This window comes from Specibacter sp. NPDC078709, assembly GCF_040686795.1.
GTDB lineage: Bacteria > Actinomycetota > Actinomycetes > Actinomycetales > Micrococcaceae > Specibacter.
In genome coordinates this window covers 664,485-679,601 of sequence record NZ_JBFBLU010000001.1, presented here as the reverse complement: position 1 = coordinate 679,601, position 15,117 = coordinate 664,485, and the positions used below count along the sequence as shown (strand labels likewise).

At 62.3% G+C, this 15,117-nt stretch carries 13 protein-coding genes and 1 tRNA gene; 7 read left to right on the top strand and 7 right to left on the bottom strand.

From position 1 onward, the window contains the following. The first annotated feature begins 254 nt into the window (after positions 1–254). Both AB0P14_RS02945 and AB0P14_RS02940 read left to right on the top strand, forming a co-directional pair. Positions 255–2,156, top strand: a complete 1,902-nt coding sequence (locus tag AB0P14_RS02945; protein ID WP_363837489.1) for an ABC transporter ATP-binding protein — start codon at positions 255–257, stop codon at positions 2,154–2,156. A gap of 111 nt (positions 2,157–2,267) precedes the next feature. Next, positions 2,268–3,458 carry a M20 family metallopeptidase gene (locus tag AB0P14_RS02940; protein ID WP_363837487.1) on the top strand — a complete coding sequence of 397 codons (1,191 nt, stop codon included), beginning with the start codon at positions 2,268–2,270 and terminating at the stop codon, positions 3,456–3,458. On the opposite strand, the gene AB0P14_RS02935 is transcribed toward AB0P14_RS02940, so the two are convergent. The 6 genes from AB0P14_RS02935 to AB0P14_RS02910 all read right to left on the bottom strand — a co-directional run bounded on the left by AB0P14_RS02935 (position 3,455) and on the right by AB0P14_RS02910 (position 6,635). Continuing rightward, positions 3,455–3,871 (bottom strand): NUDIX domain-containing protein, encoded by a 417-nt coding sequence (locus AB0P14_RS02935; protein WP_363837485.1) that lies wholly within the window; start codon positions 3,869–3,871, stop codon positions 3,455–3,457. The two genes, AB0P14_RS02940 and AB0P14_RS02935, sit on opposite strands and share 4 nt — an antisense overlap. A 71-nt stretch (positions 3,872–3,942) precedes the next feature. Further along, positions 3,943–4,278, bottom strand: a complete 336-nt coding sequence (locus tag AB0P14_RS02930; RefSeq protein ID WP_363837482.1) for a YnfA family protein — start codon at positions 4,276–4,278, stop codon at positions 3,943–3,945. Between the two features lie 63 nt (positions 4,279–4,341). After that, a complete protein-coding gene (locus tag AB0P14_RS02925; protein ID WP_363837479.1) occupies positions 4,342–4,836 on the bottom strand; it encodes a hypothetical protein in 495 nt (164 codons plus the stop codon). 74 nt (positions 4,837–4,910) lie between these two features. Then, on the bottom strand, positions 4,911–5,885 hold the full coding sequence (gene rarD / locus AB0P14_RS02920) for an EamA family transporter RarD (RefSeq protein ID WP_363837476.1): 975 nt from the start codon (positions 5,883–5,885) through the stop codon (positions 4,911–4,913). A 6-nt stretch (positions 5,886–5,891) separates the two neighbouring features. Continuing rightward, positions 5,892–5,963: transfer RNA gene (locus AB0P14_RS02915), tRNA-Arg, on the bottom strand. 45 nt (positions 5,964–6,008) lie between these two features. Next, complete coding sequence (locus AB0P14_RS02910) at positions 6,009–6,635, bottom strand: hypothetical protein (protein WP_363837474.1); 627 nt, start codon at positions 6,633–6,635, stop codon at positions 6,009–6,011. A gap of 32 nt (positions 6,636–6,667) precedes the next feature. Here AB0P14_RS02910 and AB0P14_RS02905 point away from each other — a divergent pair, with 32 nt between their 5' ends. The 5 genes from AB0P14_RS02905 (at position 6,668) to sucD (ending at position 13,240) form a co-directional block, all read left to right on the top strand. Continuing rightward, positions 6,668–7,537: an inositol monophosphatase family protein gene (locus AB0P14_RS02905; protein ID WP_363837472.1), complete on the top strand. Its 870-nt coding sequence runs from the start codon at positions 6,668–6,670 to the stop codon at positions 7,535–7,537. A 170-nt stretch (positions 7,538–7,707) separates the two neighbouring features. Continuing rightward, entirely contained in the window at positions 7,708–10,125 is a 2,418-nt protein-coding gene (gene pcrA / locus AB0P14_RS02900) for a DNA helicase PcrA (RefSeq protein ID WP_363838158.1), read from the top strand. Between the two features lie 9 nt (positions 10,126–10,134). After that, a complete protein-coding gene (locus tag AB0P14_RS02895; RefSeq protein WP_363837469.1) occupies positions 10,135–10,887 on the top strand; it encodes a hypothetical protein in 753 nt (250 codons plus the stop codon). A 265-nt stretch (positions 10,888–11,152) separates the two neighbouring features. Next, on the top strand, positions 11,153–12,322 hold the full coding sequence (sucC, locus tag AB0P14_RS02890; RefSeq protein ID WP_363837466.1) for an ADP-forming succinate--CoA ligase subunit beta: 1,170 nt from the start codon (positions 11,153–11,155) through the stop codon (positions 12,320–12,322). A 15-nt stretch (positions 12,323–12,337) separates the two neighbouring features. Continuing rightward, positions 12,338–13,240, top strand: a complete 903-nt coding sequence (gene sucD / locus AB0P14_RS02885) for a succinate--CoA ligase subunit alpha (RefSeq protein WP_363837463.1) — start codon at positions 12,338–12,340, stop codon at positions 13,238–13,240. 220 nt (positions 13,241–13,460) lie between these two features. Here the strand turns inward: sucD and AB0P14_RS02880 are convergent, their stop codons facing one another. Further along, positions 13,461–14,831, bottom strand: coding sequence for an FAD/NAD(P)-binding protein (locus AB0P14_RS02880; protein ID WP_363837460.1), 1,371 nt, complete (start codon positions 14,829–14,831; stop codon positions 13,461–13,463). Positions 14,832–15,117 lie beyond the last annotated feature (286 nt).

Sequence of the window (15,117 nt, the reverse complement as noted above, 5' to 3'; positions counted from 1 at the left end):
GCCGTATGCCGCGAAATTGTTGGGTCACGGCGAGCCCATGATTGGACGCTACCACTGTGAAACCACAAAACGGGCGGCAATATTTCCTCCGGCGTAGCAATGGAGACGTTGGTGATGTGAATCTCGGTCTCAAGGATGCCGGAGGCGGATTCCGGAGGCGCAGGCCGGCAGCGGAATCGGAACCCGGGAATTCCCAAGGCGGGGCCGGGCGTTTAGGCTTGTAGCTTGCCCTCTTAATGATTAGGAACACACGCATGAGTATGGAAGGCGCTGCCTGGAGCTCACTTTGGAGCACCATGCGCTCGGATAAGTCCAACGGCGGAATCTCGAAGGACACCCTGCGCCGCACCATCCTGTTCGCCAAGCCCTACAGCCGCAAACTGCTGATCTTTGTGGTGCTGTCGGTCATCTCGGCGGCGCTGGCGGTGGCCACTCCGGTGCTGGCAGGCCAGGTGGTGGATGCCATTGTGGCGAAATCTGCCGTGGATGTGGTGATCCGCCTTGCAGGTCTGATTGCTCTCGTAGCTGTTTTGGACGCTGGGCTCTCCCTGGTGATCCGCTGGATTTCGGCGAATCTGGGTGAGGGGGTCATCTTGGATTTGCGCACCTCCGTGTTCGACCACGTGCAGCGCATGCCCATCGCCTTCTTCACCCGAACCCGCACGGGTGCGCTCGTCAGCCGCCTCAACAACGATGTCATTGGCGCGCAACAGGCATTTTCCGGCACGCTTTCGGGCATTGTGTCCAACTCCGTTCAGCTGGTGTTGACGCTCATTGTCATGCTGAATACCTCGTGGCTGGTGACGGTTTTGGCCCTGATTTTGTTGCCGATCTTCCTCATGCCGGCCCGCCGTTTTGGTCGCCGACTGGCCGGGCTGCGCCGCGAGGCCGCCGACCTGAACGCGGATATGAGCACCCAGATGACCGAGCGTTTCTCGGCTCCCGGCGCCACCTTGGTCAAGCTGTTTGGCCGCCCCGCCGAGGAATCCCGCGAGTTCGCCTCCCGCGCCAACCGTGTCCGTGACATTGGCGTGCGCACGGCCATCTTGCAGTTCGTGTTCTTCACCGCGCTCATGCTGGTCTCCTCCCTGGCCCTGGCGCTCGTGTATGGCTTGGGTGGCGCCCTAGCCATCGGTGGCACGCTCAACGCGGGCGACGTCGTCGTACTGGCCCTGCTGTTGACCCGCCTCTACGCCCCGCTCACCGCCCTGGCGAACGCGCGCGTGGACATCATGAGCGCGCTGGTTTCCTTTGACCGCGTGTTTGAGATCCTCGATTTGAAGCCGCTGATTGCGCAGAAGCCGGTTCCGATGTTGCTTCCTTCGGGGCCGCTCGCCGTGGAGTTCAGCGATGTCCGCTTCGCCTACCCGTCCGCCGACAAGGTCTCGCTCGCCTCGCTGGAGGACGTTGCGGTGCTGGATACGCGCGGCGGCGAGGAAGTGTTGCATGGGATTTCCTTCCGTGCAGAGCCCGGCCAGACCATTGCGCTGGTGGGGTCCTCCGGTGCCGGCAAATCAACCATTGCCCAGCTTTTGTCCCGCCTGTACGACGTCGATTCCGGCACCGTGCGCTTGGGTGGCGTGGACGTGCGGGATCTGTCCTTCGATGGCCTCCGTGCCGGCGTTGGCATGGTCACCCAGGACGGGCACCTGTTCCACGAATCCATTCGTTCCAACCTGCGCCTGGCCAAGCCCACGGCCACGGATGCGGAGATTTGGGATGTGCTGCACCGTGCCCGGTTGGAGGATTTCGCGAAGGCGCTGCCCGATGGTCTGGACACTGTGGTGGGGGAGCGCGGTTACCGGCTTTCCGGTGGCGAGCGTCAGCGCCTGACCATTGCGCGACTGTTGTTGGTGCAGCCGGCCGTGGTGATTTTGGATGAGGCAACGGCCGCTCTGGACTCCACCAATGAGGCCGCCGTGCAGGCCGCCTTGGGTGAGGCTTTGGAAGGCCGGACCGCGCTGGTCATTGCGCACCGGCTCTCCACCATCCGCTCTGCCGACGTGATTTTGGTGCTGGAAGCTGGACGCATTGTTGAGCGTGGCACGCACGAGGAGCTCATTGGTGCCGGTGGCCGTTACGCCGAACTGCACGACACCCAGTTCGCCCAGGCTGTGGCCGCTGTTGCGGACGCCGAGGTGCCGGACGGCAACTAGCGGCGCCCCGGCTGTGGCCAAGCTGTGGCCAAGCGGGACTTTAAGTTGTATCTTCTGGGTGACAGGCGTGTTTCCTGCGCGGTGAAACCTGCACCATGTGAAAGGTACTAAATGTCGTTCATCGCAGCCGGAGCCGAGATTCTCGATGACCTCGTGGCCATTCGCCGCGACCTCCACCTAAACCCGGAGATTGGTCTGGACCTGCCCCGCACTCAGGCCAAGGTCCTTGCCGCCCTTGGCGGATTGGGCCTGGAAATTACGCTCGGTGCCGAAGCCACCTCTGTTGTTGCCGTCCTGCGCGGGGCCGCGCCCGGGCCCACGGTGCTGCTGCGCGGCGACATGGATGCCCTGCCCGTCAAGGAGCTGACTGGCCTCGATTACGCCTCAACCAACGACTACATGCACGCCTGCGGACACGACCTCCACACTGCTGGACTTGTGGGTGCCGCCCGCCTGCTGACTGCCCGCCGCGATGAGCTTGCCGGCAATGTCATCTTCATGTTCCAGCCCGGCGAGGAAGGGTACAACGGTGCCGGGGTCATGCTCGGCGAGGGTCTCCTTGAAGCGACCGGGGACAAGCCGGTTGCCGCCTACGCGATCCACGTGGGGCCGGGGCCCAACGGTGTCTTCATGACGAAGCCGGGACCCATCTTGGCTGGCGCCAACGAACTGCACATCACCGTCAACGGGGTTGGCGGGCACGGTTCGCAGCCGCACACCGCCACGGATCCCGTACCGGCACTCCTGGAGATCGGCACGGCCCTGCAGACCATGGCAACCCGGAAGTTCGACGCCTTTGACCCGGTCATCATCTCGGTCACCCAGCTGTCCGCCGGCGAGGGGCTCAATGTCATCCCCGAATCGGCGTCCTTGGGAGCCACCGTGCGCACCCTGTCCAAGGCCTCCACCGACAAGCTCGCCGCGGAATCCAAACAGCTGGCCGACGGTATTGCCGCCGCCCACGGCTGCACCGCTGACGTGAAATTCCTGACCACCTACCCGGTGACCAACAACGATCCCGACAGTGCCGCCGCCACCATCAAGGTGCTGCGCGCGCAGTTTGGTGAGAACCGGGTGGCCTTGATGGACACGGCCTTGATGGGGTCCGAGGATTTCTCACTCGTGCTGGCGGAAGTCCCCGGGACGTTTGTTTTCCTGAGCTGTTCGCCGGATGGGGTGGACCTGGCCACCGCCGAATTCAACCACTCACCCCGCGTGCTTTTCGACGACGCCGTCCTTGGCGGCCAGGCAGCGGCACTGGCCCAGCTTGCCTACAGTCACCTCGGCCCGCAGGAGGGCTAGTTGTTTAGGTTGGTGAGGTGGGGGAGGACGTACTCGGTGAGGAGCGGGGCGAGATCGTCGAAGTCCGCGGCCGCATCCAGATGCATCCAACGCAGTTCTGCGATCTCGGCTGCCGGGTGTATTTCAGCAGGGTCCCACGTGCCGGGAGCCGTGAAGACCGTGGCTTCGATGTCGGTATTGGACTCATTCGCGGCGGTGCCCGTCCACACCCCGATGAGTTCAAGGTCGACGGCGGTTATCTTCAGTCCGACTTCCTCGGACAGTTCCCGGACACCGGCCTCAGCGGCGGATTCGCCGGGCTCCGGTTTGCCTCCAGGGTGCATGAACTTGTTGGTGCCCTGTTTGCGGACTGTCAGCAGGCGCCCGGCTGGATCGTAAATGCAGACGGCTGAGACTCTGAGGATTTTTTTCACGTGTTGATCCTAGCCGTCGAAATTCCAAAGTACTGACGGCGCCGAGAACGGGGTGCAATGGTGGAGACTGGCTAGGCTGCCCTCGGGGCGAACATGATTACGCTGACGCCAAGCAGTGCAATAAGGGCGCCGATCACGTCCCAGCGGTCGGGTGAAAACTTGTCGAACACCATGCCCCAGACCAGGGAACCTGCAATGAACACCCCGCCGTACGCGGCCAGGACGCGGCCAAAGTTGGCGTCGGCCTGCATTGCTGCGATGAAGCCGTACGCCCCGAGCGCCACGATTCCCAGTCCGGCCCACCACCAGGCCTTGTCCTCGCGCACCGCCTGCCAAATGAGCCAGGCGCCGCCGATTTCAGCCACGGCGGCCAGGACGAACAAGATGACGGTTTTTGCAATGCTCATGGCTCCATCATCCCCCGCTGGGACCTGGCCCGCCGAGTGGGAGGCGCCGCCCACGCAATCTCATTACCCAAACCAGGGGACAGACTTGTGCTGCACTGGTACGGCGTTGTCCGCCGGTTGGAGCTCAAGTTCAAACGAGGAGTCGGCGTCTGCCAGTTCACGCAGCGACACCCGGTGAACGCCAGGGGCGCAGGGCAGGCGCAGGCTATTTTGAGGATCGGCAGCGTCCTCGTCCTGAAATTGTGCTGCCATGGTCAGCTGCGTATAGCTCGTCAGCCACAGACCGGCGTCGCCCACCCGGAGTGTGCCAGACGCCTCCCGCACCACCCTGCCAGCAACATGCCGGTTCACAAGCTGGAATGGTTCATCGGCAGCGTCGTCTCCTGGATAGGCGATGAAGGCGTTCCCCAGGTTCATTTGCTCCACGAACCGGTCCAGGAGTTGAGCCAGAGTCCAGTCCTCGCCAACGAACCCGCTGTAGTGTGCCGGGGAAACCAAGGCCAGAAAACCGTCTTCGTCAAGAGGGAAAGATCCGTTAAACGCCAGGGGCTGGTTCATGGCGTTGAGTCTAGCGCGGCCAGTGTTTTGCACGCAGAGAGGGAGCGTTGGGTGTGGCAGGTGGACGGCGCCGGTCAGCGGAGGCGAGGGGTCCGGCGCCGGCCATCCACCGCTAGGAATAGCAGCGACAACAAGATGGGACCGTAGGTGAATATGGAACTCCAGCCCAGCGTTTCGCCCAAATACACGGAAACGCCCACCAAGAGGACCGGTTCCACATAACTGAGCAGTCCAAACAGTGAGAGGGGTAGCCACTTGCTCGCCAGCAAATACAGGGCCATGGCGACACCACCGAGCACGCCGATCGAGATGGCTGCGAAGAGGCCGGTGGTTCCGGCATCAGAACCCACGCCGTGTGGACCGGTCAGAATGAAAAAAAGGCCCACCGGAAGCAACAGCAGTAGCTCGGCAGCAAAGGCTGGCAGGTTGTCGAATCCAAATTTGCGCCGCAGCACAAAGTAGATGGGGTAGCCCAAACACACCACCAGAGTTGGCCAGGCCAGACCGCCCGCGGAGAACGCCTCATGAGCCACGCCCACCGCCGCTGCGGCAACCGCAAATTTCCGCAATCGGCTGAGTCTATCGGCGAAGAAAATCCGCCCCGCCAAAACCATGGTCAGCGGCAGCAGGAAATAGCCAAAGGATACCGAGAGTGCCATATTATTCAGCGGCGCCCACATGAAAAGCCACAGCTGCACGCCGACGATCCCGGCCGCGAATACCCCGGGCAGAAGGAGGGCTGGCCGGCGTCGAACTCGTCTTGCAAGAGATTTTAATTCAGTACGAGCCCCGGGCAGGAACGGCATCATTGCGCCCAGAGTTGCCAACGTCAGGACCACGCGCCAGCCAAAGATCTCCTGAGCACCCCACCCCGGAAGGAGCCCGGCAATCAGGAAAATGACGGCGAACAGGACCGAGGCAACGATGGATGTGGCCACACCACGGCCGGCACGGGAAGGCGCTGAGGAAATAAGCCCGGAAGCCATGACCGTTCTCACTTTCTCCAAAGCGCCAAAAAACGCCGGGACGGCAGCGCTGAATGCGGGCATGAAAAGTGCCCCCGCCGGGGATCGAACCCGGATCTGCCCTTTAGGAGAGGGCTGTCTTATCCATTGGACTACAGAGGCGCGTCACCTAGCCTAGCGGAACAGGCAGGCAAGCAAAAAACTGGTTCAGGCTCGCAGCGAAGCGGCTTTCTTCTTGCCGCCGAGGAACAGGGCAACACCGATAGCCAGCAGTGAGGCGATCAGCAACATCCATGAGGCCGTGACGAGTCCCGAAGCCAGCGACACCGCTCCCGAGTCAAGGGTTTCGGCCCCAAGCATGGAATCCACGGCCGCATTGGACCACAGGGAAATCGCGGCAAAGGCAAGCGGCAGCACCCACAGCGTCCAGCGCAGCGACTTTTTGGCCACATTAGAGGCGATCAAGGTCAACGCCGTGATGGCGAAAATCAGGGCGAAGAGGGTCCCGGCGGTCTTGCCCACATAGTTCAGCTGGCCCAGCGCATCGGCATCCATGGCCAGGCGCAGCGCCTCCACATGGGCCGAACTAAAACCAAAAACGAACGACTGCGGCATGGCCAAACCGTCGGCTAGGTCCCTCATCTGGTTCAGTGTCAGCAGATGAAGGTACGCAAACAAGAATAGGCTGGCCACGGAGCCGGCGATCAGGATCAGATTTGCGTTGCCCTGAGCCTTCTGCGGCGTCCGCGTCGTGCTCGTGTTAACGATAGGTGTACTGGGCGGTGTTGCAGCCTTGCCATGCAGGGCTGCACGCTGGGCGGGAGTTTTTGCCATGCAGCCATTATCGCCCAGATTAGGCTTACCCCATGGCATACCTTGTAAATTCAGCGCCCAGTGACAGCGATTTGGCGGCGAAACTCCTGCGCGAAGCCGGAGCCCTGGCCCTATCCATCCGAGCCGAAGGCCTCGACGCCCTGCACTCCGGCCGCCAGATCAAGGCGAACGTCGCCGATTTCGCCACCGCCGCCGACCTCGCCGCCGAGGCCCACATCTTTAAGGCCCTGCGCGCCGCCCGCCCGGAGGACTCCATTCTGGGTGAGGAAGGCGCCGGATATGTGGGCACCTCGGGGCGCAGCTGGATCATCGACCCGGTGGATGGCACCTACAACTTCACCAGCGGCTCCTCCTATTGGTGCTCGGCGCTGGCCCTGGTCCGATCTTCGCCACTCTCCACCGATGAAGGCGCCCCTGAAAGTTCGACGCCGGACCCGCTCACCAACGCTGAGGTGCTGCTGGGCGCAGTGTTCCAGCCTGAAGAAGACAAACTGTGGTTGGGGGGCGCCGACGTGCCTGCCACGTTGAATGGGCAGCCGATCCGCACCCTTGCGCCGGCGTTGGTGGGGTCGCTGTCTGCCGGAACGTACATCCACCCCGGTTGGCTAGCCCAGCCCCGGGCCGCCGTGCCGTGGCAGCGGGCAGCCGAGTTACCGGCCACGCTGCGCATGATGGGATCCGGTTCGTGCGATCTTGCCCGGGTCGGCCAAGGCGAGTTGGGAGTATGGTTCCAGCACAGCGTCCCGTCCTGGGACTGGCTCCCGGGCAAAGGGATCGTTGAAGCGGCAGGCGGGGACACCGCCGTCGTGCGCGTCAATGGCTTGGATTGGTGTGTGGCTGGTCCTCAAGCTGCTGTGGCCGAGCTTGCCGCAGCGCTGCGGACAGGAGCTCTGCCGGGGTAGCTGCGCGCGAGTAGCGGGTAGGCACGGGAATGTCAGTGGGGCGAACTACACTAGATTGCACCATGGATATGTTGTTTGACCCTTACCCCCAGAAGCCCAAGCCAACGCTGAGCGCAGGTGCCGGACTGCCCGCGTGGCAGCCTTTTGAGCAGGAAGATCCCGGCGCCGATATGCCGGAGTTCGCCGGAGCGGCCCCTGCTTGGGAGCAGCACGCCCAGCCGGAGGAGCCTTCGCAGCGTCGCTGGCCCGATCGGGACAGCCTGCTCGAGGGCATGAATCCGCAGCAGGAAGCCGCCGTGATCCACACGGGCTCACCGCTGCTCATTGTGGCCGGTGCAGGCTCGGGCAAAACCCGAGTGCTCAGCCACCGCATCGCGTATTTGCTGGCCACGGGACAGGCTCATCCGGGGCAGATTCTGGCCATCACCTTCACCAACAAGGCCGCCGCGGAAATGCGCGAACGTATCGAGGCGCTCATTGGGGACGCGGCGAAGAGCATGTGGATTTCCACGTTCCACTCCTCGTGCGTAAGGATCCTGCGCCGCGAAGCCAAGACGATCGGGCTCAATTCCAACTTCTCCATTTATGATTCTGCCGATTCGCTGCGCCTGATCACCTTGGTGGCCAAGGGGCTGGATCTGGACCCGAAGAAGTTCACACCGAAATCGATCATGCACAAGATTTCAGCGCTGAAAAATGAGCTCATCGACGACGATGAAAACTCCATGAACACCAACTTCAGCGACCCCTTCGCGGCAGCCGTTGCCGAAGTCTACAAGGGCTATGCCCAGCGTCTGCGCCAGGCCAACGCCATGGACTTCGATGACCTGATCGCCCAAACCGTGTACATGTTCCGCGCCTTCCCCGGCGTTGCCGAGTACTACCGGCGCCGTTTCCGCCACGTCTTGGTGGACGAGTACCAGGACACCAACCACGCCCAATACGCGCTGGTAAAAGAAATTGTGGGGACCGAAGCCGGCGCCGCTGTGGCTCCCGCCGAGCTGACAGTTGTGGGCGACTCCGATCAGTCCATTTACGCGTTCCGTGGCGCTGACATCCGCAATATTGTGGAGTTCGAGCAGGACTACGCCAACGCGGCCACCATTAAGTTGGAGCAAAACTACCGCTCCACGCAGAACATCCTCAGCGCCGCCAACGCCGTGATTTCACGCAACCCGAATCGCCGGGAGAAGCGGCTGTGGACTGCCGAGGGCGACGGCGAAAAGATCGTGGGCTACGTTGCCGAGTCCGAGCACGAGGAAGCGCGGTTCATCGCCAAGGAGATTGATCGGCTTCAGGACGAGTCCGAACTCCGCCCCGGCGACGTGGCTATTTTCTACCGCACCAACGCCCAATCGCGCGCCATTGAGGACATCCTGGTCCGCGTGGGCCTGCCCTACCGCGTGGTGGGTGGCACCCGTTTCTACGAGCGCAAGGAAATCAAGGACGCCCTCGCCTACCTGCGTGCCCTGGTCAACCCGGACGACGACGTCAACTTGCGCAGGATTCTCAACGAACCCAAGCGTGGGATTGGCGATCGCGCCGAGGGTGCCGTGGCAGCGCTGGCAGAACGCGAGCGGATTTCTTTCTCGGCGGCCATGGCCCGGGCAGAGGAAGCTCCTGGCATTGCCTCCCGTTCGCTGAACGCCGTCAACACCTTCGCGAAGATGATGGCCGACCTTGCCGAAATTGCGGCAACCTCCTCACCGGCCACAGCGCTGGAAGCTGTGTTGGAGCAGAGCGGCTACCTTGAAGCGCTGCGCACCAGTACCGATCCGCAGGACGAATCGCGGGTGGAAAACTTAGCCGAGTTGGTCGCCGTCGTGCGTGAATTTGGGCAGGAAAACCCGGAGGGGACACTGGGGGAGTTCTTGGAGCAGGTCTCACTCGTGGCAGATGCCGACCAGATTCCCGATGCCCCCGGCGGCTCCGAAGCTGAAGCTGCCGCAGCCGTTGCCGAAGCCAAACGGTTGGGTGTGGTCACATTGATGACCTTGCACACGGCCAAGGGACTGGAATTCCCGGTGGTGTTTTTGACCGGGTTGGAACACGGATTGTTCCCGCATTCGCGCTCCGCCACTGACCCCAAGGAGCTGGCCGAAGAACGCCGGCTGGCCTATGTGGGGCTCACCCGTGCCCGCAAGCGGCTGTACATTACCCGCTCGGAAATGCGCAGCCTCTGGGGACAGAGTCAGTACAACCCGGCCAGCCAGTTTATCGATGAGATTCCTGCCGAATTGATTGAATGGAAGCGCGAAGGCACGGCCCGGGTGGCGCCGGTGGCGGGAAACTTTGGCACCAGCCGCTACTCCGGTTCCTCCTGGGGTGCAGGATCGGCCGTGGGCGGCCGCGATTCTGGTGCATTGCCGCCCAGCATCTCCGCCCGCACCGCTGCTGGGCGTGTGGAACCGCAGAAAGAAGTCATCTCCGTCAGCGTGGGCGACAAGGTCAACCACACCAGCTTTGGCAACGGCGTGGTTCTGGAAATCAGTGGTGCAGGGGACAAGACAGTGGCCAAGGTGCGTTTTGAGATTGGCGAAAAGCGTCTGCTGTTGCGCTATGCACCGCTGGTGAAAGAAGAAGGGTAACGGATGGGAATGGCTCTGCGCAGAACTGCGGCTTTGCTCGCGGCCATGCTGTTTTTTTGTGTTTCTCTTTCCGGCTGCATCACCGTTCCGGATCCAGCGCCGGCAACTGCCACCAGCCAAGGGCCCACGGATCCGCTCACTTATGTGGAGCGGCTGAAAGCTACTCCGGTGGTGAAGCCCACGGATGGTCTCGCCAGCACTGAACTGCCGCAGTTTGTGACGGATTCACGCAATATCGCCTGCATTTTCACCACCTCACAGGCTGGAAACTTGAACCTGCCGTGGGAACCCAACAACTACGGCAATAGTGCCAACGAGGCCGCACCGATCATCCCCGTGGCGCACTGTCAGATGGCGAACTATCCGACGCCTGCCCAGAACGACATCGTTGATAACTGCGCCGGCACCAATATCGGCTACCTCGGAGGCACAGCCCTGCTTTACCCAGATCATGCCGAATATGGTGGCTGCCGGGCAGGGGTCACCGCTGTTGAAGCTGTATTTGGTTTCAGCGGAGCGGCCAAGCAAAACTCGGGTGGCCAAGACATGAACAGCATTGCCGTGCTGCCACCCGGCAATGCCATGGAGGCCCAAGGGTATCGCTGCGCACCCCTGGACGACGGGGTGGCCTGTGCCAACCTGGCCGACGAGACCGGATTCTTCATTGCGGCCAAGAAATATGAAATCTTCGGGCCCGACGTCCCCGACGCCCCCGACGTCAAGGCATCTGCTGCACCCACTTCGGCCGCACCCACTTCATAAGTGCGGGAAAGTGCCCGCTCCTTGTGGAAGGGGGCGCACCCACGCCCTAGCCGAGGGAGCGCGCACGGTTGGTGCGCGCGCAAGGAAGGTCACGCCGTCGTACGTTCCGTGCGTCAATAGAGGGTCAGTGTGAGCCGAATTACCCGTTAATCGCTTTAAAACAGTGGTGAATTAGTCAAATATGTGCTTGTGGTGTGAGACGGTAATGTGTGAAAGGGGCTAACACCCTCAAGATCACTACTTCGACGCAGAAGGACACTAATCCGTGGACCTGTTTGAATACCAGGCGCGCGACATGTTTGAGGCTCACGGCGTTCCCGTGTTGGCCGGCATCGTGGCGCACACCCCTGAAGAAGCAAAGGCAGCAGCCGAGAAGATTGGCGGCGTCACCGTCGTCAAGGCACAGGTGAAGGTCGGTGGCCGCGGTAAGGCTGGCGGCGTCAAGGTAGCCAAGAACGCTGAAGAGGCGTTCGGTTATGCCTCTGACATTCTCGGCATGGACATCAAGGGTCACACCGTTAACACGGTCATGATCGCACAGGGTGCAGACATTGCGCAGGAGTTCTACTTCTCCGTACTGCTGGACCGCGCAAACCGCAACTACCTGGCCATGTGCTCGGTAGAAGGCGGCATGGAGATCGAGGAACTCGCCGTTGAGCGCCCCGAAGCTCTGGCCCGCGTTGCTGTTGACCCGGCCGTCGGTATCGATGCGGCCAAGGCCGACGAGATCGTCGCCACCGCAGGCTTCAACGCCGAGCTGGCTCCGAAGGTGGCCGCCACCATCATCAAGTTGTGGGACGTCTTCATCAAGGAAGATGCAACCCTGGTTGAGGTTAACCCGCTGGTTCTCACCGGCGCCGGTGACATCGTGGCTCTGGACGGCAAGGTCTCACTCGATGAGAACGCCGACTTCCGTCACCCGCACCACCTGGAACTCGAAGACGCTGCTGCAGCTGACCCGTTGGAGGCCAAGGCCAAGGCTGCGGATTTGAACTACGTCAAGCTCGACGGCGAAGTTGGCGTTATTGGTAACGGTGCCGGCCTGGTTATGTCCACGCTGGATGTTGTTGCTTACGCTGGCGAAAACCACGGCGGCGTCAAGCCCGCCAACTTCTTGGACATTGGCGGTGGAGCATCCGCAGAGGTCATGGCCGCTGGTCTGGACGTCATCCTCAATGACCCTCAGGTCAAGAGCGTTTTCGTCAACGTCTTCGGTGGCATCACTGCTTGTGACGCTGTTGCCAAGGGCATTGTCGGCGCACTCGCCGAGCTCGGCTCAGCTGCCAACAAGCCGCTGGTTGTCCGCCTGGACGGCAACAACGTTGAAGAAGGCCGTCGCATTCTCAACGAAGCCAACCACCCGTTGGTCACCCTGGCCGCAACCATGGACGAGGGCGCCGACAAGGCTGCCGAACTCGCCCACGCAGCAAAGTAGAGGTTTAGAAAACTTATGTCTATCTTCTTGACTAAAGACTCCAAGGTCATCGTCCAGGGCATCACCGGCGGCGAAGGCACCAAGCACACCGCCCTGATGCTCAAGGCCGGCACCCAGGTTGTTGGCGGCGTGAACGCACGCAAGGCCGGCACCACTGTTGTTCACGGCGACGTTGAACTCCCCGTTTACGGCGCTGTTGCAGAAGCTGTTGCCGCTACCGGCGCAGACGTCTCCATCGTGTTCGTCCCCCCGGCATTCACCAAGGACGCCGTCGTTGAAGCCATCGAAGCCGGCGTTCCGCTGGTTGTTGTCATCACCGAAGGCGTGCCCGTTCAGGACGCTGCCGAGTTCTGGGCACTGGCCCAGTCCAAGGTTGACGCAAATGGTGAGCAGATCACCCGCATCATCGGCCCGAACTGCCCCGGCATCATCACCCCCGGTGAAGCACTCGTTGGCATCACCCCGAACAACATCACCCAGAAGGGCCCGATCGGCTTGGTCTCCAAGTCCGGTACCTTGACCTACCAGATGATGTTCGAACTGCGCGACCTGGGCTTCTCCACCGCAATCGGCATCGGTGGCGACCCCGTCATCGGCACCACGCACATCGACGCACTTGCTGCGTTCGAGGCTGACCCGGAGACCAAGGCCATCGTCATGATTGGTGAAATTGGTGGCGACGCTGAAGAGCGCGCAGCCGAGTACATCAAGGCCCACGTCACCAAGCCCGTTGTTGGCTACGTTGCAGGCTTCACCGCTCCTGAGGGCAAGACCATGGGCCACGCCGGCGCCATCGTTTCTGGCTCCGCAGGAACGGCCCAGGCCAAGAAGGAAGCCCTCGAGGCTGCTGGTGTCAAGGTTGGCAAGACGCCTTCCGAGACCGCAACCCTGCTGCGCGAAGTTTACGCAGCTCTGTAAGTCTTCTTTACTCCCGGGTGCCGCCAAACTGGCGCCACTTGTGAATAATGCCGCTGTTTGACGTAAATGCCATGGTTTGAACTATGGCATTTACGTCAAACGGCGGCATTTTTCATTTCTGCCCGGCGACCACGGATTTTCATGTACGACGACGGCGGCTGGCTGGGTGCCTCGATGCGCCGCCGCTAGTGCGTTGCCGCCGCCGGTGCGCCGCCAGAGCTCAGCTGAGCCGGGCCAGGCCTGCTAACCCCCGAGGCACCTGGACTTTCAGCCGCGTCAGGACGTCCTGCAACTCCGAAGTCCGGTCCCGCTCTGGTGGCAGTCGCGCAGGATTAATGGCGACTCCGTCGGCCCAGGCCTTGATGTCTGGTTCGGAGTTGAAGGACATCGAGGCGCGGGTCCCCAGAAGGTTCATGAGTGCCCAGTCCGCCAGCGAGTTCGGGTACGGTGTTGCCGGGCACAGCCGGTTCTTCTCCGCGTCGTCGTCGCGGGTGGCCTCCACGTAGCCCGCAAGTGCCGCCCCGAAACAGGGGAATCCGGCCCGGATGGGCTGCAGCGTGATCGCTGTGCGGCTCCAGATGGGGATCACGGGCGGGTATTTCAGACCGGACGCAGCGCAGTGCACAATGACGGCGTCCTTCGCCGTTGGAACTGAACCTTGCTCGAGCGTGATGCGCCCAGTCTCAGCTTGGCGGACGTGCCCCAGCCGCACCACGTGTTCAATGGTGCGCAGCTGCTCCAGTTCCCACTTGGCCAGGGTGGGCGTTTTTGCCATGGTTGGTGTGAGGGAGCGGTCGATCCGCACCATGATGCCAGCGTCTTCCATCCGCAGGAACAACTCCTCGAGTGACGGCGCGGCCGCGGCCGCCTCCATGATATCGGCGGCCATGCCAAGGAACACCGCCGGATCCGGCTGAACCACTGCCCGGTTGAGCAGCCAGGGCTCACGCGGCCTGATCCAGCAGATGTTTACGGCCTCCACGCCATGGCTGAGCAGCCAGACGCAGGCATCGCTCGCCGTCTTGCCCGAGCCAACGATGACGTACTGGCTTGGCGCCAGATCTATCCGGGCCAAATCGCCGACGGGAATGACCCGGGTGCCGTCGGCCACCTCGAACGGAGCAGAGTTGTTCGCTGGAATGTCGGGGGAGAGGTAGCGTGCATCCACAACGCGGCAATCCGGGGGGACCTGCAGTAGCTGGCCGGAGACGCGCGAGAGAATCTGGTGGGTGGGCAGGTAGCTGCAGTTGGGAAGGAACTCCACCCGATCTGACTCCAGCATCCGGTCCGTCAGGATGTGGCTGTAGTAGGAACAGATTTCTGCGGAGTCGGCACGTTCGTGCAGCCCGGATTCTGGACCCCGATGCTGAAGTTGGCCGCGGCCAAGAAGCGTTGACGCGACGCCGTAGAAGGCGGATGCCTGATGCAGGCGGACGAAGGGGTAGGCATCCAACCAGTGACCGCCAACCCCGTGGCGCCGGTCCACCAGAGCCACGCGGGCGTTGGAGTGGTCAATCAGTGCATCCGTAAATGCCATGCCCGCGGCGCCTGCCCCGACCACGAGGTAGTCTGCCTGCACTACACGCGTCATGGACTAATCAAAGCACCGGGGTGGTGGCTGAACAATGGATTCCGGAGTATTTCTGCAACAGCCCGAGACACAGGAAGGATCCCGGAAAGGCACAGGAACGGGAGACGGTGCCCGGGCGGCATTGCACCCCGAAAGTTTCTCCATAGCTGGATGCGCCATCCACGGTCTCCGCAATCGAGCATTGGCTTCGGCAGGTGTTGTCAGCTGGTCCGCGATCGATGCACGGACATATTTGGAGACCGCACGTGGGGCACTCCCGATTAGGGAGCTCCGTTCTGGGCAGCGA